General features: G+C 70.8%; 22 protein-coding genes. 12 read left to right on the top strand and 10 right to left on the bottom strand.

What is annotated here, in order from left to right; all coding sequences use genetic code 11:
* Nucleotides 1-105 precede the first annotated feature (105 nt).
* On the top strand, nt 106-453 hold the full coding sequence (locus H4W80_RS07900) for an STAS domain-containing protein (RefSeq protein WP_192784465.1): 348 nt from the start codon (nt 106-108) through the stop codon (nt 451-453).
* Nucleotides 454-484: 31 nt separating this feature from the next.
* Here H4W80_RS07900 and H4W80_RS07905 read toward each other — a convergent pair whose 3' ends face one another.
* Complete coding sequence (locus tag H4W80_RS07905) at nt 485-2,185, bottom strand: sensor histidine kinase (RefSeq protein WP_192784466.1); 1,701 nt, start codon at nt 2,183-2,185, stop codon at nt 485-487.
* 141 nt (nt 2,186-2,326) lie between these two features.
* Nucleotides 2,327-2,734: a pyridoxamine 5'-phosphate oxidase family protein gene (locus H4W80_RS07910; RefSeq protein WP_192784467.1), complete on the bottom strand. Its 408-nt coding sequence runs from the start codon at nt 2,732-2,734 to the stop codon at nt 2,327-2,329.
* Nucleotides 2,735-2,958: 224 nt separating this feature from the next.
* Between H4W80_RS07910 and H4W80_RS07915 the strand changes: the two genes are divergently transcribed.
* Nucleotides 2,959-3,600: a response regulator gene (locus H4W80_RS07915; RefSeq protein ID WP_192784468.1), complete on the top strand. Its 642-nt coding sequence runs from the start codon at nt 2,959-2,961 to the stop codon at nt 3,598-3,600.
* A 170-nt stretch (nt 3,601-3,770) separates the two neighbouring features.
* On the opposite strand, the gene H4W80_RS07920 is transcribed toward H4W80_RS07915, so the two are convergent.
* Nucleotides 3,771-4,208 (bottom strand): hypothetical protein, encoded by a 438-nt coding sequence (locus H4W80_RS07920; RefSeq protein WP_192784469.1) that lies wholly within the window; start codon nt 4,206-4,208, stop codon nt 3,771-3,773.
* Between the two features lie 324 nt (nt 4,209-4,532).
* Between H4W80_RS07920 and H4W80_RS63455 the strand changes: the two genes are divergently transcribed.
* Nucleotides 4,533-5,339 (top strand): TNT domain-containing protein, encoded by an 807-nt coding sequence (locus tag H4W80_RS63455; protein ID WP_192784470.1) that lies wholly within the window; start codon nt 4,533-4,535, stop codon nt 5,337-5,339.
* A 113-nt stretch (nt 5,340-5,452) separates the two neighbouring features.
* On the opposite strand, the gene H4W80_RS07930 is transcribed toward H4W80_RS63455, so the two are convergent.
* From H4W80_RS07930 to H4W80_RS07945, 4 genes are all read right to left on the bottom strand, one after another.
* Nucleotides 5,453-6,367, bottom strand: a complete 915-nt coding sequence (locus tag H4W80_RS07930) for a universal stress protein (protein ID WP_225963316.1) — start codon at nt 6,365-6,367, stop codon at nt 5,453-5,455.
* A 300-nt stretch (nt 6,368-6,667) separates the two neighbouring features.
* Nucleotides 6,668-7,192 (bottom strand): hypothetical protein, encoded by a 525-nt coding sequence (locus H4W80_RS07935; protein WP_192784471.1) that lies wholly within the window; start codon nt 7,190-7,192, stop codon nt 6,668-6,670.
* Nucleotides 7,193-7,286: 94 nt separating this feature from the next.
* Nucleotides 7,287-7,943 carry a CBS domain-containing protein gene (locus H4W80_RS07940; protein ID WP_192784472.1) on the bottom strand — a complete coding sequence of 219 codons (657 nt, stop codon included), beginning with the start codon at nt 7,941-7,943 and terminating at the stop codon, nt 7,287-7,289.
* A 96-nt stretch (nt 7,944-8,039) separates the two neighbouring features.
* Nucleotides 8,040-8,882 (bottom strand): universal stress protein, encoded by an 843-nt coding sequence (locus H4W80_RS07945; RefSeq protein WP_192784473.1) that lies wholly within the window; start codon nt 8,880-8,882, stop codon nt 8,040-8,042.
* 124 nt (nt 8,883-9,006) lie between these two features.
* Here H4W80_RS07945 and H4W80_RS07950 point away from each other — a divergent pair, with 124 nt between their 5' ends.
* A complete protein-coding gene (locus H4W80_RS07950; RefSeq protein ID WP_225963317.1) occupies nt 9,007-9,675 on the top strand; it encodes a helix-turn-helix domain-containing protein in 669 nt (222 codons plus the stop codon).
* An 11-nt stretch (nt 9,676-9,686) separates the two neighbouring features.
* On the opposite strand, the gene H4W80_RS07955 is transcribed toward H4W80_RS07950, so the two are convergent.
* Nucleotides 9,687-11,081, bottom strand: coding sequence for a WS/DGAT/MGAT family O-acyltransferase (locus tag H4W80_RS07955; RefSeq protein ID WP_192784474.1), 1,395 nt, complete (start codon nt 11,079-11,081; stop codon nt 9,687-9,689).
* Nucleotides 11,082-11,448: 367 nt separating this feature from the next.
* Between H4W80_RS07955 and H4W80_RS07960 the strand changes: the two genes are divergently transcribed.
* Genes H4W80_RS07960 through H4W80_RS07980 form a run of 5 tightly spaced genes read left to right on the top strand, consistent with a single transcriptional unit; the run spans nt 11,449 to nt 16,826 of the window.
* Nucleotides 11,449-12,996: an ABC transporter substrate-binding protein gene (locus H4W80_RS07960; protein ID WP_192784475.1), complete on the top strand. Its 1,548-nt coding sequence runs from the start codon at nt 11,449-11,451 to the stop codon at nt 12,994-12,996.
* The gene (locus H4W80_RS07965; RefSeq protein WP_192784476.1) at nt 12,996-13,955 is read left to right on the top strand and encodes an ABC transporter permease; all 960 of its coding nucleotides are present in this window, start codon (nt 12,996-12,998) and stop codon (nt 13,953-13,955) included. Before H4W80_RS07960 ends, H4W80_RS07965 begins: the two co-directional genes overlap by 1 nt.
* Complete coding sequence (gene opp4C / locus H4W80_RS07970; protein WP_192784477.1) at nt 13,952-14,821, top strand: oligopeptide ABC transporter permease; 870 nt, start codon at nt 13,952-13,954, stop codon at nt 14,819-14,821. The genes H4W80_RS07965 and opp4C overlap by 4 nt, the downstream gene beginning before the upstream one ends.
* Entirely contained in the window at nt 14,818-15,798 is a 981-nt protein-coding gene (locus tag H4W80_RS07975) for an ABC transporter ATP-binding protein (protein WP_192784478.1), read from the top strand. The genes opp4C and H4W80_RS07975 overlap by 4 nt, the downstream gene beginning before the upstream one ends.
* Nucleotides 15,795-16,826 (top strand): ABC transporter ATP-binding protein, encoded by a 1,032-nt coding sequence (locus tag H4W80_RS07980; RefSeq protein WP_318786754.1) that lies wholly within the window; start codon nt 15,795-15,797, stop codon nt 16,824-16,826. Before H4W80_RS07975 ends, H4W80_RS07980 begins: the two co-directional genes overlap by 4 nt.
* Here the strand turns inward: H4W80_RS07980 and H4W80_RS07985 are convergent, their stop codons facing one another.
* Nucleotides 16,827-17,033, bottom strand: coding sequence for an RNA polymerase sigma factor (locus H4W80_RS07985; RefSeq protein WP_225963318.1), 207 nt, complete (start codon nt 17,031-17,033; stop codon nt 16,827-16,829). It abuts the gene before it with no gap.
* Between the two features lie 82 nt (nt 17,034-17,115).
* Nucleotides 17,116-18,057, bottom strand: coding sequence for a LacI family DNA-binding transcriptional regulator (locus H4W80_RS07990; RefSeq protein WP_192784479.1), 942 nt, complete (start codon nt 18,055-18,057; stop codon nt 17,116-17,118).
* Between the two features lie 164 nt (nt 18,058-18,221).
* On the opposite strand from H4W80_RS07990, the gene H4W80_RS07995 reads away from it, so the two are divergent.
* From H4W80_RS07995 to H4W80_RS08005, 3 genes are read left to right on the top strand one after another with little or no spacing between them, the layout of a single operon-like run.
* Nucleotides 18,222-19,013 (top strand): ABC transporter permease, encoded by a 792-nt coding sequence (locus H4W80_RS07995; RefSeq protein WP_318786755.1) that lies wholly within the window; start codon nt 18,222-18,224, stop codon nt 19,011-19,013.
* Nucleotides 19,010-19,801 carry an ABC transporter permease gene (locus tag H4W80_RS08000; protein WP_192784481.1) on the top strand — a complete coding sequence of 264 codons (792 nt, stop codon included), beginning with the start codon at nt 19,010-19,012 and terminating at the stop codon, nt 19,799-19,801. Before H4W80_RS07995 ends, H4W80_RS08000 begins: the two co-directional genes overlap by 4 nt.
* The gene (locus H4W80_RS08005) at nt 19,798-20,787 is read left to right on the top strand and encodes an ABC transporter ATP-binding protein (RefSeq protein WP_192784482.1); all 990 of its coding nucleotides are present in this window, start codon (nt 19,798-19,800) and stop codon (nt 20,785-20,787) included. Before H4W80_RS08000 ends, H4W80_RS08005 begins: the two co-directional genes overlap by 4 nt.
* Nucleotides 20,788-20,794 lie beyond the last annotated feature (7 nt).

Genomic DNA, 20,794 nt, shown 5'->3' on the forward strand with positions numbered 1-20,794 from the left:
GTCGTCCCGGAGGACCATCGGAGGACGACGGCCGGGACTTTCGGCCCTACTGCGGCCACCTGGGCCGCGACAGCATGGAGCGAGGGGATCCGGTGGGAGGCGAAGATGACCACGGAACGTGCCAATCCAGGCCCATATATGGAACATTTTCAACTTTCCGAGCAGGCGACGAACGGCGCCGCGAAGGTCATGGTCAGTGGAGAGATCGACCTGGCCGCGGTGTTGCCCCTGCAGGAACTGCTCTTCGGCACGATGAACGGCCCGAGCTCGACCACCGAGGTCGACCTGGGCAACGTGTCGTTCATGGACGCGTCAGGGATCACAGCGCTCATCCGGGCCGATGACAAGGCCCGAGACGTCGGCGGACGGCTGCATCTGTCCCATGTCCCCGAACGCGTCTTCCGCCTTCTCAGGATCTTCGATCTGGATCGCCGATTCACCATCCTGACCTGATCACGCCGCGCGTACAGGACCATGGCCCCCTTCACAGAGGGACGTGCCAGCGTAGTCGCGTGCCTTTCCCGTTCGGGGCCGGGCTCTCGAGCTCGGCGGCGCCGCCCAGGCGGACCGCCCGTTCCTCGATGTTGCGCAGGCCACTTCGTCGCCCGCCCTCCCCCAGGCCGACGCCGTTGTCGGAGACCACGAGGGTGACGCCGTCCCCCGACACCTCGGCTGAGACGTCGGCGCGGGTGGCGCGGGAGTGGCGTACCACATTGGACAGGGCCTCGCGCAGGACGGCCAGCAGCTGTTCCGCGACGCCTTCGGGCACGAGCGTGTCGATCTGACCCTCCATCCGCAAGCCCGGCATGAACCCCAGATGGCCGCCGGCGCCCTCCACCAGGTCCACGATCTGCCCCCGCAGGCTGGGCGCGGCCTGGTCGTGGGAGATCTGGAGGGCGAAGATGGACGAGCGGATCTGCCGGATCGTCTCGTCCAGTTCGTCGATGCCGCGCTGCAGCCGTTTGGCAGCCTCCGGATGCTCCACCAGCCGCACGGTGCTCATGAACGTCATCGCGGTCGCGAACAACCGCTGGATCACCACGTCGTGCAGGTCCTTGGCGATCCGGTCCCGGTCCTCCAGCAGGCCGAGCCGCTCCGCGTCCCGGCGCGCCTCGGCCAGTTCGAGGGCGATCGCCGCCTGGCCCGCGAAGGCATGCAGCATCTGCCGGTCCGCGGCGCTGAACGGCAGCCGCCCGCCCCGCTTGGCCAGCGCGAGCACCCCGCGCACCTTCGGCGGGGCGCCGAGCGGGATCATGAGCCCGGGGCCGTAACCCAGCCGCCGCAGCGGCGAGTCCAGATAGGGAGCGCTCTGCAGGTCCGCGTCGGTCAGCGGCTCCCCCTGGGCGAACGCGTCGCCGGCGAGCGTGGCCGACATCCCGAAGGCCGTTCCCAGCACTTCCTCGGCGCCCTCTCCGTCCACGACCTCCGCCCGCAGCGAGTCCCCGGCCGGGTCCGGCAGCAGCACCTGGACCAGGTCGGCGTCGCTCATCTGGCGGGCGCGGGCGGCCACCAGGGCGAGCACCTGACCCGGTTCGGCGCCGGACAGCAGGCTCGTGGTCACCTCCGAGGAGGCCTGCAGCCAGGTCTCGCGCCGCCTCGACTCCTCGTACAGGCGGGCGTTCTCGACGGCGACGCCGGCCGCGGTGGCCAGCGCGATCACGATCGCCTCGTCCTCCTCGTCGAACTCGCCACCGCCGCGCTTCTCGGTCAGGTAGAGGTTGCCGAACACCTCGTCGCGCACCCGTACGGGGACACCGAGGAAGGTGCCCATCGGCGGGTGGCCGGGCGGGAAGCCGTACGACTCCGGGTGATCCGAGATGCGGCGCAGCCGCAGCGGCCGGGCATCCTTGATCAGCAACCCGAGCAGGCCCAGCCCGTGCGGCCAGTGCTCGATGCGAGCGATCTCCTCCTCGCTCAGCCCGACCGGGATGAACTGGATGAGGCTGTTCTCCTGGCCCACCACGCCGAGCGCGCCGTAGCCGGCGTCGACCAGCTTGGTCGCGGTCTCCACGATGCGGCGCAGCACCGTTTCGAGGTCGAGGTCGCTGCCCACGGACACGACGGCCTCGAGCAGCGCGTGCACCCGGTCCCGGGTGGCCAGCACGGCGTTGAGCCTCACCTGCAGCTCGGCCAGCAGCTCATCGAGCCGCATGTGCGGCATCAACGGACGGTGCTCGCTTTCCATGTCGATCAGTCTGGCACCACGCCGAAACGCTTCCTACCCTCTGTTCCCGGGACTCTCCCGCCGAGGTCGGACGGCCGTCCGGCGGGCGTCGTCCGCCGACGGAACCTGCGCGACGATGACCGGATCAGGCGCCGCAGGCCCTCATCCGGGGACCAGCTCGTAGCCGGTGATGATCTGCGGACGGATGCGGATCACCTGGTCCAGTTGCCCCGTCACCCAAGGTGTGATCATGGACCTGAGCCGGGCCACCTCCCCAGGATCCTGTACGAGCTCGGCGAAGCCGGTGACGACCACGCTCCAGCCGAGGCGTTCCTCGACGTCCAGTTCGTCCGCTTCAAAGGCCACCACGGCCTCGACCGCCGCCACTTCCGCACTCAGGATGGTCCCCGCGCTGGAGCGGATGACGATCTGCCCGTCGATGACGACGTGATTCACCGGCCGTACGGCCGGAAGCGCGTGCCGCGTGAACACGACACGTCCGAGCGGCACGTCGGCCAGCCGTCGCAGTGAGTCCGCCGCGGACAGTTCCTTGAGGTTACGGCCGTTCATTCCACCAAACCACCTGTTGTCCTGTAGTCCACCGCGACAGCTTGGTCCACCGGCGGACGCCAGGAATAGGGTCCAACGTCCCTTCTTCTTCCGGACTTTCGCCGCTTCCATCTCCGCCCGGCCCTTCCCGGTGTAGCGGCCGACCGCGTACGCCGGCCCCGGCGCGCCCGGCTAGGGACTTTGGCCTCTTTGTGACCATGGATCGTGTGACTAGCGTCTGAGGCATGATTCGTGTGTTCCTCCTTGACGACCATGAGGTCGTACGGCGCGGGGTCGCCGCCTTGCTGGACTCCGAGGACGACATCGAGGTCATCGGCGAGGCGGGAACCGCCGAGTCGGCCATCGCCCGCATCCTCGCGCTCAAGCCCGACGTCGCGGTGCTGGACGTGCGGTTACCGGATGGCAACGGCGTCGACGTGTGCCGAGAGGTCCGTTCCCGGATGTCCGGCCTGGCGTGCCTGATGCTGACGTCGTTCGCCGACGACGACGCGCTCTTCGACGCGGTGATGGCCGGGGCGTCCGGCTACGTGCTCAAGCAGATCCACGGCTCCGACCTGGTCGGCGCCGTCCGCACGGTCGCCTCGGGGCAGTCGCTGCTCGACCCGCAGACCACCGCCGCCATGCTGCAACGCCTGCGCGACCAGGCCGCCAGGAAGGATCCCCTCGCCGCGCTGACGGAACAGGAACGCCACATCCTCGACCTGATCGGCGAAGGGCTGACCAACCGGCAGATCGGCGAGCAGCTGTTCCTGGCGGAGAAGACGGTCAAGAACTACGTGTCCAACCTGCTGGCCAAGCTCAACATGCAACGCCGTACCCAGGCCGCCGCCCTGTCCGCCCGCCTGCGGGCCGCCAGGCCGGAATGATCACCCGCAGCGCCCTCGGTGGCACGCCCGCCGGTTTCTGAGCGCCCGCCCACTGCGCCCTCGGTGGCGCGCACCCTCGGCCTGCTCGCGCGGAACGGCGGCGGGCGTGTCCTCGACGTTCTGTGCCGTCACCGCGAGTCGGCGGAGCGGACGGGGTTGAGCGGTGCGGCTCAGGTCGCGGGCAGGGCGGTGGCCAGCAGGACGACACCGAGCGACCCCACCAGCGAGGCCACCGCCATGGTCCGCGCCAGCCGGGGACGGGCCGCGCCCGAGGCCCAGCCGTGGAGAGCGGCGGCGGCCATGACCGCGCAGAAGAGCAGCAGCTTGGCGGCCAGGATCCGGCCATAACCGGGATCGGCGAGCGAGGACCAGGTGACGCCCTTGTGGCCGGCGAGCGCGACGCCGGTGCCGATCTGGACGGGCAGGAACGCGGCCACGGTGATGATCCCGAAGCGGCGACCGACCGCGGTCAGCACCTCGGCCCGCGGTCGATCCTCCAGCAGGCGGCGGGCCAGGGGCAGCACCACCAGCGACACCGTGAGCTGCCCGCCGACCCACAGCGCCGCCGACAACACGTGCAGGAACCGGACCGTCGTCCACCAGGTCATCGCGCACCCCTTTACATTGTAGATCAACTAGTGGTAGCAACAGGTGCGGAATCGACACATATCCGAAAAAGCGTAACATGCACAATAAATCTCATGAATGACAATTCTTATCACTTTTGTCGCACCATCTTTACGTTTTCCTTATAACGCCGAAGATGCGCCGCGGGCGGCACTGGGAATGTAGAAGCCGATCACCGCATTCAGCGCCTCCGTATGGACATACTCGGGCTGCCGGTGATCTATTTTTTCGTCTTCCTCAGTGCAAGCAACGGATAAATCATGAGATATCACCGACGAGGTGCCGTACTGGCTGCCGCGATATGCGTGGCCGCCGGCACCCAAAGCGGCGCGACCGCGCATGCCGACATCGCTCCCCCGCCGAACGGGAGCACGCAGATCACCGGCGAGGTATGCGGATCGCCGTACATCACCGGCGACCCGGATCTGGGGCCGACGACCCTGCCCCAGACCGGCTATCTCGGCAATCTCCTGCGCGGCTACGTGCCGCTGGGCGGGCTGAGCCCCCAGCATTTCCTCGGGCGCTACTGGGACTACGTCGTGAACAACTATCGTTTCCCGCCCGACGCCGGATTCGCCCGTTCCGGCGATTATCCCAACGGCAGGCTGCTGCTCAAGACGACGTTTCTCCAGCCTGGCATGAGACTCGACCGTTTCGGCGGCTACACCGGGTCATTCTTGGCGCCCTTGGGCGACCTCTACACCAGACGCTCGCTGCCACCCCGGAATCTCAACACCAACCCGCAGGATCCGGAGCACCTGTGCAACTATCATGCGTTCCGGGTGCTCAAGTCGTTCCGCGTCGACGTGGGCCCGGCGGCGCCCGCCTTTGAGCAGCCAGGCGGCGGCACGCAATATCACGTGCTCAGCAAGTACATTCCCGAAGCTCCTCAGACCAGCGACGAAGTCCCGATCAGCTGGCTGCTGCAGAACGGCTATCTGGAAGAGATCGAGCCGGTCACCGTAACCGACCTCGTTGCCGGCTATCCCATCACCAAAAGCGGCACAGTGAGCAACCAGAACACCGCCGTCGGCCGCGTCACGACCCCGCGGACCATGAGCGTCAAGGCCGGCGGACACCAGCCGAGCCGGGCACTCGCCGGAAAGGTGTGACGGGAAAGGCTCGCCTGTCCGCTGAGGCGCGGCAGATCGGCCGGCAAGGGCGGCGCTCGCCTTCAGTGGCCTCCCACTGGAGGCGAGCGGCCGGGCCCGGCCCCGCCGCCGCGTCATCGGACACGTGCGCCTGGGGTGCGGCGGAGTGGCCGTCTCCTCGGCGCGCTGACCACGCTCACCGGGCAGTGCGCTCGTTGCAGCACCCCACGGCTGACGGAGCCCAGCATCGCGGAGGTGAACCCACCGAGCCCGCGCGAACCCACCACCACGAGATCGGCGACCCGGGAGGCGGCCGCCAGGGCCGGAACGGGGTGCTCGTCGACGATCGACTCGATCAGCTCGACATCCGGGTATTTCTCCCGCCGGAGCGCCAGACGCCGTCCGATCTCATCGGCCTCGCCGACCGGCAACGGCCCGTACCCGACGGGGTGCGGAGCCGTGTACGGATATCGCCTGCCGTACAGGACCCGAAGGCGCGCCCGCCGGGCGACCGCCTGCGCCAGCGCGTACTCCAGCGCCATGTCCGCGCACGGCGAGGCGTCGTAGCCCACCACGATCTCCCCGCTGCCGTCGCGCGGGGGCCTCCTGACGACCACCACGGGGCTCTCGGCGTACCCGGCGAGGCCGAACCCGACCGAGCCGAGCACCAGCCCGGCGAAACCGCCCAGTCCCCGGCTGCCCACCACGACGGTGTCGGCCGTCTCCGACTCGCTCCTGAGCCGCTCGATCACCGCCCCGGTGACCAGGGCCGTCGAGGTTCGCGCGCCGGGGGCGAGCTCGTGCGCGCGATCGGCCGCAGCCGCGAGCAGCCTGTCGCACCGCTCGGTCAGGGTCTCCTGGTCGCTCGATGCGCTGAGCGGACGCTCGGCCAGCCAGGGCTCGCGTACGTGGACGATGCGCAGCGGCAGCTCTCGGCGTCCGGCGTCGCCGGCGGCCCAGGCGAGCGCCGCCCACGCGGTCCGCGAACCGTCGACTCCCACGACGACCGCTCCGTTCATCGCCGCCCTTTCGCCGGTCCTCGTACTCATATCTCCAGCTCACGCCCGGCGAGGCCACGTCTCCAGGGGAGGAAGTCCTCTCCGCGAGGGACCATTGGGCTCCACGACCGATACCCGGGACCTTCGCCTCTGGTGCGACCGGTGGCCGGTGGCGTGGGCTGGAAGTGCCAGGTCTCCTCGGGAAGGGGCCGTCATGGATTGGCCGCCTGTCGCGATCGTCATCGTCTCCGTGATCCTGGGTGTGGCGGTCGTCGTCACGACGTTCATCGCCCGTCCCAGGAAGTAGACGACGCCCACCCCTTCCGAGGGGTGGGCGTGGGGATCGCCAGGCTACCTGAGGTAGGGGTTACGCCGGATGATCGGGAGGTTGCCGAGTCCGAGGGTGGTTCCCGCGTCGGCGAGGGCGAGGCCGGCCAGGACGACGGAGTAGACGATGTGCTCGTCCATGAACGGGTTGTTGGCCAGGGGCAGCTCGGCCGCCCACATGAGAACCAGCATCAGGCTGCCGGTGACCGCGGCGATCCTGATCCCGACGCCCAGGGCCAGCGCCAGGCCGATGCCCAGCAGGCCGGCCATGAACAGCCAGTCCACCCACGGCTGCCCGGCCAGCGAGCCGAAGAAGCCGCCCAGCGCGTTCTCGCCGGTGCCCTTGAGGAACCCGGTCGTCGGGCTGCCTCCGGAGATCCAGGCGCGTTCGGCCGGGGTGGCTAATCCCCAGCCGAAGGTCTTGTCCAGGAACGCCCACAGGAAGATCCAGCCGATCGAGATCCGGGCGATCGCCCAGACGTAGCCGACGGGACGGCGTGCGGTGGCGGCGCCGGTCTGCGTGACGGGCCTGTTGACAGTGGCGGCCATGACGGCCCCCTTTCCATGGGAATCGATCGTTCTTGTCACACCTCAAGCACACCGTCCGTTGCTCGTGCTTGGGGTGCGGTTGCCGGACGGCCCTCTACATCCCCGAGGGGAGGATGAGGAGGTCGTCCTTGTCGAAGGTGATCTCGGATCTCACGTCCACGACCCCCTCGATCAGCCGGATCTGCTCCGTCAGCGCGAGGGCCTGAGATTTCCACTCGACCACGCCGCCGATCGTCACCACCCCCTGGTGGATGCCGACGGTGAACGCCGCGGGATCCGGCAGGACGGCTCTGATGTCCGCGGCCAGTTCCTCGGCCGGACGGATGAAGACGCGCAGCACATCGCGCTGGTGGAGGGTGCCGACGATGCGCCCGGTGTCCATGTCGATCACGGGCAGTTGCTTGACGCGCTTGGCGTGCATCAGCCGGGCCGCGTCCCGCACCGAGGTGCCCGGCGTGACGGTGATCACCGGGGAGGTCATCAGCTGAGCCGCCGTCACGCCCGCCGCCTTCCGGTGCTCCTGCTGCCGCCGGCGGGACTCGAAGATCGGCACGCCGAGCCTGACCGTGTCGGCCTCCTTGAGGAGCAGATCGTCTTCGGAGACGACTCCCACGGGCCGTCGGTAAGCGTCGATCACGGTGACCGCGCCCACCGCGAACCGCTCCATGGCCTCCACGATCTCGGTGAAGGAGGCCTCCTTCAGCACGGCGATGGCCACCCGGCCCATGATGTCCTTGACTTCGAGTGACATGACTCCACCTCCGCTTTCACGATCTGCCGGAGCGGCCTGCTCCGGCAGTGGCCAACGTCCCCGATGCCGGGTGACCAAGGTCCTGACCGGCGCTGATCAGGCCCGGACCACCGCCACCGGGCAGTGCGCGTGGTGCAGGACACCCCGGCTGACCGAGCCGAGCAGCATCGAGCCCACGGCTCCGCGCCCGTGCGAGCCCACCACCAGCAGGTCCGCCCGCTCGGACGCGTCGGTGAGCGCTTCGACCGGATGGGCGGACTGGACGTCCTCGACCACCTTCACCTCCGGGTGGTCATCGCTGAAGATCTTCACCCGGTCGCGGACGAGCTGATGCTGCGCCGTACGGATCTCGTCCATGTCGTACGCGATCTCCGGCGCGAAGGCGTGCACCGGCAGCTGCCAGGCGTGCACCACCCGCAGCGTGCTCCCGCGCAGCTTCGCCTGCCCGAAGGCGTAGGCCAGCGCGGGCTCGCACTGCGGCGAGTCGTCCACCCCGACCACGACCTCCTGGAACACCGGCCGCCGCTCCCCGCGCACCACCACGACGGGACAGGGCACGTGGCCGGCCACTTTCATGCTGACGGAGCCCAGCAGCGCGCCGGCGAACCCGCCCAGCCCCCGGCTGCCGACCACGACCTCGGTGGCGTCCTTGGCCTGCTCACGCAGGACCTCGGCGGGCGAGCCCTCGACGTCCTCGGTCGTGACCTCGACGGCGAGCTGCCGCTCGTGTACGAGCACCTCCGCCTCGCACAGGATCCTGCGCCCCTCGCGCCGCAGCGCGTCCGGGAGAGCGTCGATGGAGTATTTGCGGATCTGGTACGGCGAGCGGTCCACCGCATGGACGATCCGCAGCGGCACTCGCATCCGGAACGCGTCGTCGGCCGCCCATTCCAGCGCGGCGCGCGAATTCTCCGAGCCGTCGGCTCCTACGATGATCACGATACGCCTCCTTCGTCACCTCCATCCCACCCGCTCGCGCCCGCCCGCAGCAGGGCCGGAGGTCGGTCCGGCAAGGGCCGAAGGACCCTGTCCGCCGAACGGGCGGCTGGCTAGCTTCGTGGACATGACGAGGGAGGACGCACTCATGACCGGTACCGGCGACTTCGGGCGTCGCATCAGCTACCACCGTCACAGGCTCGGCCTCACCCCCGGACAGGTGGCCGACCGGGCGGACATGTCCGCCGGATACGTCCAGCACCTCGAAGGCCATCTGGGCACTCCTGACACGGGCACGGTGACCCGCCTGGCCGCCGCCCTCGAGACGACGGTCGAGGACCTGCTGGGCGGCGGGCGCGACCGACCGCCCGGCCCCGGATCCGGCGCGGCCGACGCGGTCCTGGAGGTGCTCGACCCCGAGGAGTGCCTGCGGCTGGTCGCGCCGGGCGGGATCGGCCGGGTGGCGTTCAACGGCCCGGAGGGGCCCACGGTGCTGCCGGTGAACTACAAGGTCCACGACGGCGCCATCGTCTTCCGCACCGCCCACGGCGGCCCCATGGACCAGGACCTGCGCACCGGTGCGGAAGGGGTGGAGATCAAGATCGGCTTCCAGGTCGACCGGATCGACGAAGCCCGGCGGGAGGGCTGGAGCGTGCTCGTCCAGGGCCCCGCCCACCACGTGCCCGAGGACGAGGCCGTCCAGGCCGACGTCACCCCGTGGGCGGGGGGCGAGCGCCGGCTCTACATCCGGATCATCCCGCACCGCATCACGGGCCGCCGCATCCACGGCCTCTGAGCAGCCCCGCCCTAGGTCCTCCTCCGGCTCGGGCTGAGCTCCTCCAGGGCCTCGCGCAGGTAGCCGGGAAAGGCCCACACGTCGGGAACCAGCTCCCCGCAGGCGGTGAACCCGACGTCGAGGCGCCCGTCGTAGGAGAAGGCCGTGATGTTGACGGCGCCGCTCACGTCGGTGACCACGGACACCGGGTAGTGCGCGAGCAGCCTGACCCCGGCGATCCGCAACGGGAACTGCGGGCCCGGAACGTTGGAGACGACCACGTTGACGGGCGGCCCCGTACGCCCCAGAAGATCAAGCGCGGCGCGGTCGGCCAGGCCGTTCAGGGCGGCGGGCATGCTCTCGCTCAGGTCACGCAGCAAGCGCGCGGGGGTCAGGGCGAACCGTTCCTTGAGCTGCCGCATCCCCTCGCTCACGAGTTCGAGCCGCCTGCGGGGATCGTCCACGTGCGTGGGCAACGGTGTGATCATCATGGTGACCTGGTTGCCCTCGTTCACGCCCTCCTGGCCGCGTACGGAGAACGGCACCCCCGCGACCAGGGGGATCTCCGGCAGCGCCGCGTGAGCCAGCAGCCAGCGCCGCAACGCGGAGGCCGCGAGCGCCATCACGACGTCGTTCACCGTGACGCCGAAGGCGTTCTTGACCCGTTTGATCTCCTTCAGCGACAGCTCGGCGAAGGCGTAACGGCGGCGGGAGGAGACCGGGCCGCTGAGCGGGGTGTGCGGGGCCTCCAGGTCCGGCAGTTCGGGCCGGGGTTCACGCCGGATCAGCCGCGCGACGCCGCTCGCGCCGGGCAGCCGGGAGATGACGGGGAGCTGGTCCAGCACCGGCAGGGCCTCCCCGGCGAACCGCAGCAGGTGCGCGGGATTCCCCGCGAGGTGCCAGGCGCTCCTGGCCAGCATGCGCCACAGCCCCGGAGGGGCTTCGAGCTCGTACGAGGCCGCTTCGGGCACGGGATCCATGAGCGCGGCCAGCACCTCCGCCCCCGTGAGCCCGTCGACGGCGGCGTGGTGGACCTTGGCGTAGATGCCGCAGCGGCCCCCGGCCAGGCCGTGGATCAGGTACATCTCCCACAGGGGACGGCTCCGGTCCAGCCGGCGCTCGTGCAGGCGGGCCACCTGCTCGCCCAGCTGCTCATCGTCGCCCGGAGGGGGCAGGGTGAGCTCCCGGACGTGATGGTCCAGGTCCACCTCGCCCTCGTCGGCCCAGTACGGGTGGTCCAGGCCGAGGGGCACGTGGACCAGGCGCTGGCGTAGCTGCGGCACCCCGGCCATCCGCTCCGCCAGCCTGCGCTGGATCCTCTTCCTGGACAGGTCCTTGTACAGCACGGCCAGGCCGCCGACGTTCGCGACGTTGGTGGCGGTCTCGAAGTTGAGGAACTGCGCGTCCAGCGCGCTGAGCTGCCGCATGTCTCCCCCCACCTCAGGCGGGCTCGCTACAGGGACCGCTACCCCTCATCCCACCGTGCGTCACCGCGCCGCCCCGACGCAAACGGATCCGAGGGGCTGAGAGCGGGACGGAACGGGCCTGGCGCGAGCGACGCGCGACCTCCTATGGAGACGCCGGAGAGCAGTATCGCGCGGCCAGAGCCCACCCTGTCAGAACGGTGGGACGTCGCACGCACCTGACCCGCTTGCGCCAACCCTACATTACTGTAAGTATTTACAAGGTAACCCATTGTGCATGATCCCTCCAGGAGGCGCCTCCGCCGGGCGGCGAGGTCCCGATCACCGGCCTCGGCGCGCTCGCCAATCCCCTCACGCCCAGGGAGGCCCCATGAACCGCCTGTCAGGCGCGCTGGCCGTCCTCGTCCTCGTGCTCGCCGCCGGCTGCTCCGGCCCGGCCGGCTCCCTCGCCCGGGACTCCTCGCACAACACGATCAGCATCCACCTGTACCAGAAGCCGAAGCGCTTCTCCCCGCTGGATCCGCCCACCGGCCCCGACCAGCAGGTCATGACGTTGATCTTCGACAACCTGCTGACGCTCGACGATTCCTACTCCTACGCGCCGCGCCTGGCCGAGCGCTGGGAGGTGCGCGCGGACCGGATCACCTTCCACCTGCGCCGGGGCCTGAAGTGGAGCGACGGCATGCCGTTCACCAGCAAAGACGTGCTGTTCACCTACAGATTGCTGGCCGACGCCAAGAGCGGCAGCGCGATGGCGGGCAAGCTGGCCGGGGCCGCCTTCGAGGCCCCGGACGACACCACGTTCGTGATCAGGCCGGCCAGGCCCAACGTCGGCTTCCTCAGCCTGATCGCCGGGCCGTTCGCCTTCATCCTGCCCGAGCACGTGCTCGGCATGGAGCCGGTGGACAGGATCGCGGGCAGCGTCTTCTTCAACCACCCGACGGTCGGCATGGGCCCGTACACCTTCGTGACCTACAAGACCGACCAGTACGTGGAGCTGGCCGTCAACCCGCACTACCGCAAACCCATCGCGATCTCCAGGATCTTCCTCAAGCCCATCAGCTCGGACGTGGCGGCGGCGCAGCTCGGCACCGGCGAGATGGACCTCGTGCAGATCTCCCCCACCGACCTGCGGGCGGTGGAGTCGCTCAAGGGCGTCACCGTCTCGGCGAAGCCGAGCCCGGGCTTCATCAGGATCGCGGTCGACCAGAGCGACAGGCGCTTCGCCGATCCCCGGGTACGGCGGGCGATGCTCCACGCCATCGACCGCGAGGCGCTGGTCGCCAAGCTCCTGGCCGGCAGGGGCCGGGTGCAGAACTCCTCGTTCGTCACTTCCTGGGCGCTGCCCGGCACGCTGGAGGCGTACGCCTACGACCCGGCCAGGGCCAGGTCGCTGCTGGCGCAGGCGGGCTGGAAGGCCGGCGAGAAGGTGACGCTGTCGTGGATCCCCGGCCAGCGCGACCGCGACGTGACGGCCACGGTGGTGCAGGGCGCGCTGAGCGCGGCGGGCATGACCGTCGAGCTCAAGCAGGTGCAGGCGGCCGAGCTGCTCGAATCCTATGAGAAGCGCACGTTCGACCTGGCGCTCTTCGGCGGCGGCAGCTACGCCGTGGACCCCTCCAGCAGCGTCACGATCATCAATTGCACCGCTTTCTACCCCAGCGGGGGAAATATCAGTAACTTCTGCGACGAGTCGTTGGACACCCTCACCGCCCGGGCCGACGCCGGCACCGACCGCGGCCAGCGTGCCAAGCTCTACCAGGAGGCCGCGGGCAAGGACAACGCCCAGGTCCCGTACCTGTGGTTGTACAACCCTGACACCCTGTGGGCCACCGGCTCGCGGCTGCGCGGCTTCAAGCCCAGCGGCGACTTCGCCACCGGCTTCTGGAACGCCGACGAGTGGACCCTGGCCGGCTGATGCTCGCCTACCTCATGCGCCGGCTCCTGACCAGTGCCGCCGTCTTCCTGCTCATCAGCGCCGGCGTGTTCCTCCTGATCCGCGCCGCGCCCGGCGACCCGGTCCGGATGATGGTCGACCCCGAGCGGCTGGCCTCGGGCGGCCCGGCGTTCGTCGCCGCCAAACGCGCCGAACTCGGCCTGGACCGGCCGGTCCTGGTCACGTACGGCATCTGGCTGCGCGACGTGCTGGGCGGCGATCTCGGCCACTCCTTCGTCAGCCGCCGCCCGGTGGCCGAGGTGCTCGGCGAGCGGATGGGGCCCACCGTGCTGCTCATGGGCACCGCCCTGGCGATCGGCCTGGTACTGGCGGTGGCGGCGGGCACGCTGGCCGCGATCCGGCGCAACACCGCGATCGACTACGCCACCACCGTCGCCGGCCTCGGCACGATCTCGGTGCCCGGCTTCTTCCTGGGCATCGCCGCGATCTACCTGTTCTCGCTGCGGCTCGGCTGGGTGCCGTCCTCCGGCATGTCCACGCCGGGCGACGGCGGCGCCGCCGACGTCCTGGCCCACCTGGTGCTGCCCGCGGCCGTCCTCGGGCTGTCCATCGCCGGGCCGTTCACCCGGTACGTGCGCGCCGGGCTGCTGGCGGAGCTCGGCGCCGACTACGTGCGCACGGCCGAGGCCAAGGGCGCCGGTCCGGCCCGGGTGCTCGTGCGGCACGCGCTGCGCAACGCCCTGGTCCCGCTCATCACCGTCGTGATGATCTCCATCCCGCAGCTGCTGGCCGGGGCGGTCGCCGTGGAGCAGGTCTTCGCCTGGCCGGGCATGGGGCAGCTCGCCGTCAGCTCGACAGCCCAGCTCGACCACCCGGTGGTGATGGGGTTCGCGATGTTCGTGGCGGTGCTCGTCCTGGTCTGCAACCTCGCCGCCGACCTGCTCTACGCGGTGGCCGACCCGCGGATCAGCCTGTCATGACCGCGACCGCCGCCCCCGCCTCGCCCCGCTCGCTCGCCGCCCGGCGCTTCCGGCGCAACCGCATGGCGCTGGCCGGCGCCGTGTTCCTCACCACCGTCGGCGTGCTGGCGCTGGCCGCGCCGCTGGTGGCCGGGCACGACCCGAACGCGGTCGATCTGGCCGCCTTCCGCGAGCCGCCGTCCGCCGCGCACCTGCTCGGCACCGACTCCTCCGGGCGCGACGTGTTCGCCAGGCTCCTGCACGCCGGCCGGGTCTCGCTGCTGGTCGGCCTGCTGTCGTCGCTGGCGGCGGTCGTCCTCGGCACGCTGCTCGGCGCCCTGGCCGGCATGTTCGGCGGGACGGTCGACGCCGTCGTCATGCGCGCCGCCGACGTGGTGCTCTCCTTCCCGCCGCTGGTCGTCATCGTCGTGCTGGCGGGCGTGCTCGGGCCGGGCGCCGCGATGCTCGTGCTCGTCTTCGCCGCCTGCAACTGGCCGACCGCCTGCCGCGTGGTGCGCGGGCTGACGCTCTCGCTGCGCGAGCGCGAGTACGTCCAGGCGGCGCGCGCCTTCGGGGCCGGGCGGCTGACGGTGATCGGCCGGCACGTGCTGCCCGCCGTCCTGCCGCAGGTGGCGGTGGCCGGCACGCTGCTGGTGGCGCAGCTGATCCTGCTGGAGGCGGTGCTGTCCTTCCTCGGCCTCGGCGTACGCCCGCCGCGGGCCAGCTGGGGCAACATGCTGACCGACGCCCAGAACCTCACCCTCATCCAGACCATGCCGTGGTTGTGGCTGCCGCCCGGCCTGGCCATCGCGCTGACCGTCCTGGCCGTGAACTTCGTCGGCGACGGCCTGCGCGACGCCGTGGACCCGAAGGGAGGCCGCGGATGACGCCGCTGCTCGCGGTCGACGACCTCACGGTCGAGTTCGCCACGCGGGAGGGCGTGCTGCGCGCCGTCGACGGAGTCAGCCTGGAGGTGGGGCCGGGCGAGATCCTCGGCGTGGTCGGCGAGTCCGGCTCGGGCAAGAGCGTGACCGCGATGTCGGTGCTCGGCCTGGTCCGGCCGCCGGGGCGGGTGGTGCGCGGCAGCGTCCGCTTCGACGGCGAGGACCTGCTGGCCCTGCCCGCGCGCCGGCTGCGCCGGATCCGGGGCCGCCGCATCGCGATGATCTTCCAGGACCCGATGACGGCGCTCAACCCGGTCGTCCCGGTCGGCGCCCAGATCGCCGAGGCCATCAGGCTGCACCAGCCGCGCCTCGGCCGCGCCGCCGTGCGGGCCCGCGTGCTGGACCTGCTGGCCTCCGTCGGCGTCGCCGACCCCGCCGGCCGGTACGGCCGCCACCCCCACGAGTACTCCGGCGGCATGCGCCAGCGGGCGATGATCGCGATGGCCCTGGCCAACGAGCCCGACCTGCTCATCGCCGACGAACCGACGACCGCGCTGGACGTCACCGTCCAGTCCCAGGTGCTCCGCCTGATCGACACGGCCAGGCGGGAGGCCGGCGCGGCGGCGGTGCTCATCACCCACGACCTGGGCGTGATCGCCGAGCTGGCCGACCGGGTCGCGGTCATGTACGCCGGCCGCGTCGTCGAGCACGGCGACGTGCACCAGGTCTTCGCCACGCCCCGCCACCCCTACACGCGCGGCCTGCTGTCCAGCCGTCCCCGCCTGGAGCCGGCGACGCGGGACCTGGTGCCGATCCCGGGCAGCCCGCCCGACCTGCTGGCGCCGCCGCCCGGCTGCGCCTTCGAGCCGCGCTGCGCGGTGGGCGCCGGCCGCGCCGCCTGCCGGTCGGAGCGTCCCGAGCCGGTCGCGGTGGCCGCCGGTCACCTGTCGGCCTGTCATTTCCACGAGGAGCAGGTGTGAGCAAACCCGTGCTGGCCGTCGAGGGCCTGGTCAAGCACTTCCCGATCCGTACCGGTGCCCTGCGCGGGCGGACCGGCGCGGTCCGGGCCGTGGACGGCGTGGACCTGGCGCTGCACTCCGGCCGCACCCTCGGGCTGGTCGGCGAGTCCGGCTGCGGCAAGACCACGACGGGCCGGCTCGTCGTGCGCCTGGCCGAGCCCACCTCCGGCCGCATCCTGTACGGCGGGCGCGACCTGGCCGCCCTGTCGCCCGCCCGGCTCAGGCCGCTGCGCGGCGAGATCCAGATCGTCTTCCAGGACCCGTACGCGTCGCTGTCGCCGCGGCTGACCGTGCACGAGATCGTCGCCGAGCCGCTGCGCACCCAGGGCCGCTACCGCCGCGGCGGCCGGGCGCGGGTCGGCGAGCTGCTGGAGCTGGTGGGCCTGTCGCCCGAACACGCGGGCCGCTATCCGCACGAGTTCTCCGGCGGCCAGCGCCAGCGCGTCGGCATCGCCAGGGCGCTGGCCCTGAACCCGCGCGTGCTGGTGCTGGACGAGCCCGTCTCGGCGCTGGACGTCTCGATCCAGGCGCAGGTCGTCAACCAGCTCGCCCAGCTCCAGCGGGAGCTGGGCCTGGCCTACCTGTTCATCTCGCACGACCTGTCGGTCGTGCGGCACCTGTGCGACAGAGTGGCGATCATGTATCTGGGCCGGATCGTGGAGGAGGGCGAGCGGGCGGAGATCTTCGCCCGGCCCGCCCACCCCTACACCAAGGCGCTCATCTCGGCCGTGCCGATCTCGTGCCCGTCGCAGCGGGGCGGGCGCAGGCGGATCGTGCTCGCCGGTGACGTGCCCAGCCCGGCGAACCCGCCGTCGGGTTGCCGCTTCCGTACCCGCTGCTGGAAGGCCCGGGAGCGGTGCGCCGTCGAGGAGCCGGAGCTGACCGGCGCGGGGCATCGCGTCGCCTGCCATTTCCCCGAGGAGAGCACCAGGCCCGGCGTAGGACCGGGAGGTGTCATTTGGGCTGGTCGTCGCTCCAGCCCGCCTTGATCATCGCGGTGGAGTTCCACATCGTGCCGGGCTCGAAGCCGGCAGCGCCGGCTCGGGCACGTCCTCCAACCGCCGCCAGGCGATCGCGAACGTCTCGCTCACCACCTCGTCCGCCACCTGGCGGCCCGCGCGGCTCACGACGTAGGCCCACACCCGTTGCCGGCATTCGTCGTACATGCCGGTGAACCGGTGCTCATCATCTGACACCGCCCAGCCCCTTCGTTCGGGATGCGTTCTTCTGACACCACGAAGTGGCCGCAACCCTCCCGTTGTTACACCCCTTTCGGGATCAGCTGATCGGGACGGTGAGGCGGCGTCTGGCGGGTGACGGCTCCCTGCGCTCGCCGAGGAGGGTCATGAGCTGGTCCATGGCCACCTCGCCGAGCTTCTCGCCGTCCACGTCGATCGCGGGGACGTCGCCCAGGCCGAGGCTCTCGACGATCATGCGCTCCGAGCTGACCACGACGTCGCGGATCCCGCGGTGGAGCAGGGCGAACATGAGGCCCAGGCCGATCGAGGTGGCGTACGGGACCACGGCGGTGGCGCGGGCGGCCAGCACGGCCTCCGCCGTCTCCACCCCGGCGGCGAACGTCGAGGGGTAGGGGCCGAGCATGGTCAGCGTCGCGCCGCTCGCCCCGGCCGCGGCGCGGATGGCCGCCTGGCGCTGGCGGTCCTGCCAGGAGCCCGCCGGGCCGCCGATGTAGACGATGCGCTCGTGGCCCATCTCGACGAACCGGGACACGAGCGTGCCGAAGGCGGTGGCCGTGTCGGCGACCGCGGAGGTCATGCCCTCGATCTCGCGGTCGATGAGCACGGTCGGCTTGAACGACGCGGCGGCGCGGACGATCTCGTCCGAGCCCCGCGGCGCGGTGAGCAGGAAGCCGTCGACCTGGTGCGCGAGCTGCTCGACCGCGGCGACGTGGGCGGCGTGCTCCAGGGAGTGCACCGCGATGGTCAGCTGCATGCCCGAGTCGGCCGCGCGCGCCTGGGCGCCGCCGATGATCGGGGTGAAGAAGGTGTTGTCGAGCGTGGGCACCACGACGGCGACCACCCCGGTCCGCCCGCGGGCGAGCTGCGTGGCCGCCCGGTTGGGGACGAATCCGAGCTGCTCGGCGGCTGCGCGGACGCGGGCCACCGTCTCCGGGGCGGCCAGGTCCGGCCGGCCCAGGGCGCGGGAGGCCGTCGCCTTGGAAACCCCGGCCAGCGCGGCGACGTCCGCGAGTGTCGGCACTGATCCTCCTTGAGTCGTTACACGGATTTCACACAGGGGTTTGTGCGACAGGCCGCTCATAATCTATGGTCAGGCTCATGCAACCGGTTCCGCAACCGGTTCCAGCCAAGCGTACGCCACGGAGAAAGGACGCCGACATCTCCCGCAAATCGGCCCTTCTGCTGGTGCCTGGTCTCGTCCTTCTCGTCGCGGGCTTCCTCATCCCCTCGGCGGCGATGCTCTTCGCGCCCCCGGACGTGCCGACCGGCGAGATCTTCACGCGCCTGGGCAGGATGCTGACGGATCCGTACGACCTGGAGGTGATCGGGCGCACGGTCGGGCTGGCCCTGGCTGTCACGATCATCTGCGTCGTCCTCGGCTTCCCCATCGCCTACTGGCTCGCCCGCTCGCCGTCACGCTGGAGCGGGGTCTTCCTGGCAGTGGCGATCTTCCCATTGATGCTGAGCAACGTGGTAAGGACGTTCGGCTGGCTGGTGATCCTCGGCTCCAAGGGGGCGCTCGGCCGGCTGCTCGTCCAGCTCGGCATCGTGGACGTGGCGCCGCAGCTGCTCTACACCAAGCTGGCGATCGTCCTGGGCCTCACCCAGCTGTTCCTGCCGCTGGCGATCATCTCCTGCTACTCGGCCGTCGCCCAGGTCGATCCCGGCCTGGACGACGCCTCGCGCGGGCTCGGCGCGAGCCGCATCCGCACGATGTGGAACGTCGTCATCCCGCTGACCATGCCCGGCATCGTGGTGGCCGCCACCCTGGTCTTCGCCGGGTCCGTCACCGCCTACACCACGCCGTACCTGCTCGGCGGGTCCAGCCAGCGGATGCTGTCCACGCAGCTGTTCAACTACGCGAGCACCACGGTCGACTGGGCCTCCGCCTCGGCGACGGCGCTCATCATGACGGTCCTGGTCTTCCTGGTCTCCGGGCTGTCCTCGCTGATCGGGCGGAAGGGGGCCACCTCATGAAGCGGCCGATCACGGCGGCGCTCGCGGTCATCGGCTACGTCATCATGATCGTGCCGATCATCTTCGTGGTCGCCACCGCCTTCACCGCCGGAAGCACCCTGAGGTTCCCGCCCGACGGGATCTCGCTGCGCTGGTTCGACGAGGCGCTCGGCTACGAGCCGTTCATCGAGGCCGCGCTCTCCAGCCTGGAGCTCGCCGTGCTCGCCACCGCGCTCGCGCTGGTGCTCGGCGTGCCCGTCACGCTCGCCGTCCACCGCGGCAAGCTGCCGGGCAAGGGCCTGGTCGAGGGGCTGTTCCTGTCGCCGCTCATCGTCCCCGAGCTGGTCGTCGGCCTCGCGTTGTTCCAGCAGCTGATGGTCGGCCTGGACCTGGACAACTTCAGCACCCTGCTGGTCGGGCACACCGCGCTGATGCTGCCGTACGCGGTGCGCGTGACCGGCGCCTCGCTCGCGCTGGCCGACCCCGCGCTGGAGGAGGCCGCCCGGGGTCTCGGCGCCTCGCCGCTGCGCGCGTTCCTCAACGTGACGTTGCCCGTCCTGCGTCCGGGCATCTTCTCCGCCGCGCTGCTCAGCATGGTGACGTCGTTCAACAACGTGCCGCTGTCGCTGCTGCTGCAGGGACGCGACTTCCGGACGCTGCCGGTGACGATGCTCGACTACGTGCAGCAGTCGTACGACCCGATGGTCGCCGCCGCGTCCACCCTCATCCTGGCCGCCACCGTGGTCATCGCGGTGATCGCCGAGCGCACGGTCGGATTCGCCAAGATCTTCGGAGGGATCAACCAATGACCGCCGCCGCCGAGCTGATCGGAGTCACCCAGAGGTTCGGCTCCTTCACCGCCGTCGACGCCATCGACCTCGCCGTGCCGGCGGGGCGGCTGACGACGCTGCTGGGCCCGAGCGGCTGCGGCAAGACCACCACGCTCAGGATGATCGCGGGCTACTCCGCCCCGACGTCGGGGACGATCCGCATCGACGGGGTCGACAGCACGCGCACGCCGCCGGAGAAGCGCGATCTCGGGATGGTCTTCCAGTCGTACGCGCTGTTCCCGCACATGACGGTGGCCGACAACGTCGGGTACGGGCTCAAGCTGCGCAAGGTGCCGGCCGCGGAGAGACGCGCGCGGGTCATGGAGACGCTCGACCTCGTCGGGCTCGCGCACCTGGCCGACCGCAAGCCGAAGAAGCTCTCCGGCGGGCAGCAGCAGCGGGTGGCGCTGGCCAGGGCGATCGCGATCAGGCCCAAGCTCCTGCTGCTCGACGAGCCGCTGTCCAACCTCGACGCCCGCCTGCGCGTCCAGATGCGGGCCGAGATCAGGCGCATCCAGGCGGAGACCAGGCTGACCGTCATCCTCGTCACCCACGACCAGGACGAGGCGCTGGAGATGTCCGACGAGATGGTCATCATGAACGAGGGCCGGATCGTCCAGCAGGGCACTCCCCAGCAGGTCTTCCCCCGTCCGGCCGACCGCTTCGTGGCCGAGTTCCTCGGCTACGAGAACTTCCTCACCGCGGCCGACGGCACGCCGCTGACCATCAGGCCCGAGCATCTGCGCATCGCCGAGACGGGTCCCGGCCTTGGACACAGCCTTGACGCGAAGGTCGTCGACGTGGCCTTCCGCGGCGTCGACCTGCTGGTCTCGCTCGACGCGGTCGATCCGTCGGGCGCGACGGTCAGGCTGCTCGCCGACGTCCGCAGCGGCGCGAGCCTGGCGCCCGGAGCGGCCGTGACGGTGATCGCGCCCGACGACCATCTGGTTCCACTCCCCCGCTGAAAGAAGG

Source organism: Nonomuraea angiospora (assembly GCF_014873145.1).
Classification (GTDB): domain Bacteria; phylum Actinomycetota; class Actinomycetes; order Streptosporangiales; family Streptosporangiaceae; genus Nonomuraea; species Nonomuraea angiospora.

Bases quoted from the DNA above. Each gene is read 5' to 3' on its own strand.
- opp4C (WP_192784477.1), top strand. From the start codon at position 13,952: ATGACCGCGACCGCCGCCCCCGCCTCGCCCCGCTCGCTCGCCGCCCGG.
- H4W80_RS07930 (WP_225963316.1), bottom strand. From the start codon at position 6,367: ATGAGTACGAGGACCGGCGAAAGGGCGGCGATGAACGGAGCGGTCGTC.
- H4W80_RS07915 (WP_192784468.1), top strand. From the start codon at position 2,959: ATGATTCGTGTGTTCCTCCTTGACGACCATGAGGTCGTACGGCGCGGG.
- H4W80_RS07940 (WP_192784472.1), bottom strand. From the start codon at position 7,943: ATGTCACTCGAAGTCAAGGACATCATGGGCCGGGTGGCCATCGCCGTG.
- H4W80_RS07965 (WP_192784476.1), top strand. From the start codon at position 12,996: ATGCTCGCCTACCTCATGCGCCGGCTCCTGACCAGTGCCGCCGTCTTC.
- H4W80_RS08005 (WP_192784482.1), top strand. From the start codon at position 19,798: ATGACCGCCGCCGCCGAGCTGATCGGAGTCACCCAGAGGTTCGGCTCC.
- H4W80_RS07955 (WP_192784474.1), bottom strand. From the start codon at position 11,081: ATGCGGCAGCTCAGCGCGCTGGACGCGCAGTTCCTCAACTTCGAGACC.
- H4W80_RS07975 (WP_192784478.1), top strand. From the start codon at position 14,818: ATGACGCCGCTGCTCGCGGTCGACGACCTCACGGTCGAGTTCGCCACG.
- H4W80_RS07910 (WP_192784467.1), bottom strand. From the start codon at position 2,734: ATGAACGGCCGTAACCTCAAGGAACTGTCCGCGGCGGACTCACTGCGA.
- H4W80_RS07920 (WP_192784469.1), bottom strand. From the start codon at position 4,208: ATGACCTGGTGGACGACGGTCCGGTTCCTGCACGTGTTGTCGGCGGCG.
- H4W80_RS07905 (WP_192784466.1), bottom strand. From the start codon at position 2,185: ATGGAAAGCGAGCACCGTCCGTTGATGCCGCACATGCGGCTCGATGAG.
- H4W80_RS07960 (WP_192784475.1), top strand. From the start codon at position 11,449: ATGAACCGCCTGTCAGGCGCGCTGGCCGTCCTCGTCCTCGTGCTCGCC.
- H4W80_RS08000 (WP_192784481.1), top strand. From the start codon at position 19,010: ATGAAGCGGCCGATCACGGCGGCGCTCGCGGTCATCGGCTACGTCATC.
- H4W80_RS07935 (WP_192784471.1), bottom strand. From the start codon at position 7,192: ATGGCCGCCACTGTCAACAGGCCCGTCACGCAGACCGGCGCCGCCACC.
- H4W80_RS07950 (WP_225963317.1), top strand. From the start codon at position 9,007: ATGACGAGGGAGGACGCACTCATGACCGGTACCGGCGACTTCGGGCGT.
- H4W80_RS07900 (WP_192784465.1), top strand. From the start codon at position 106: ATGACCACGGAACGTGCCAATCCAGGCCCATATATGGAACATTTTCAA.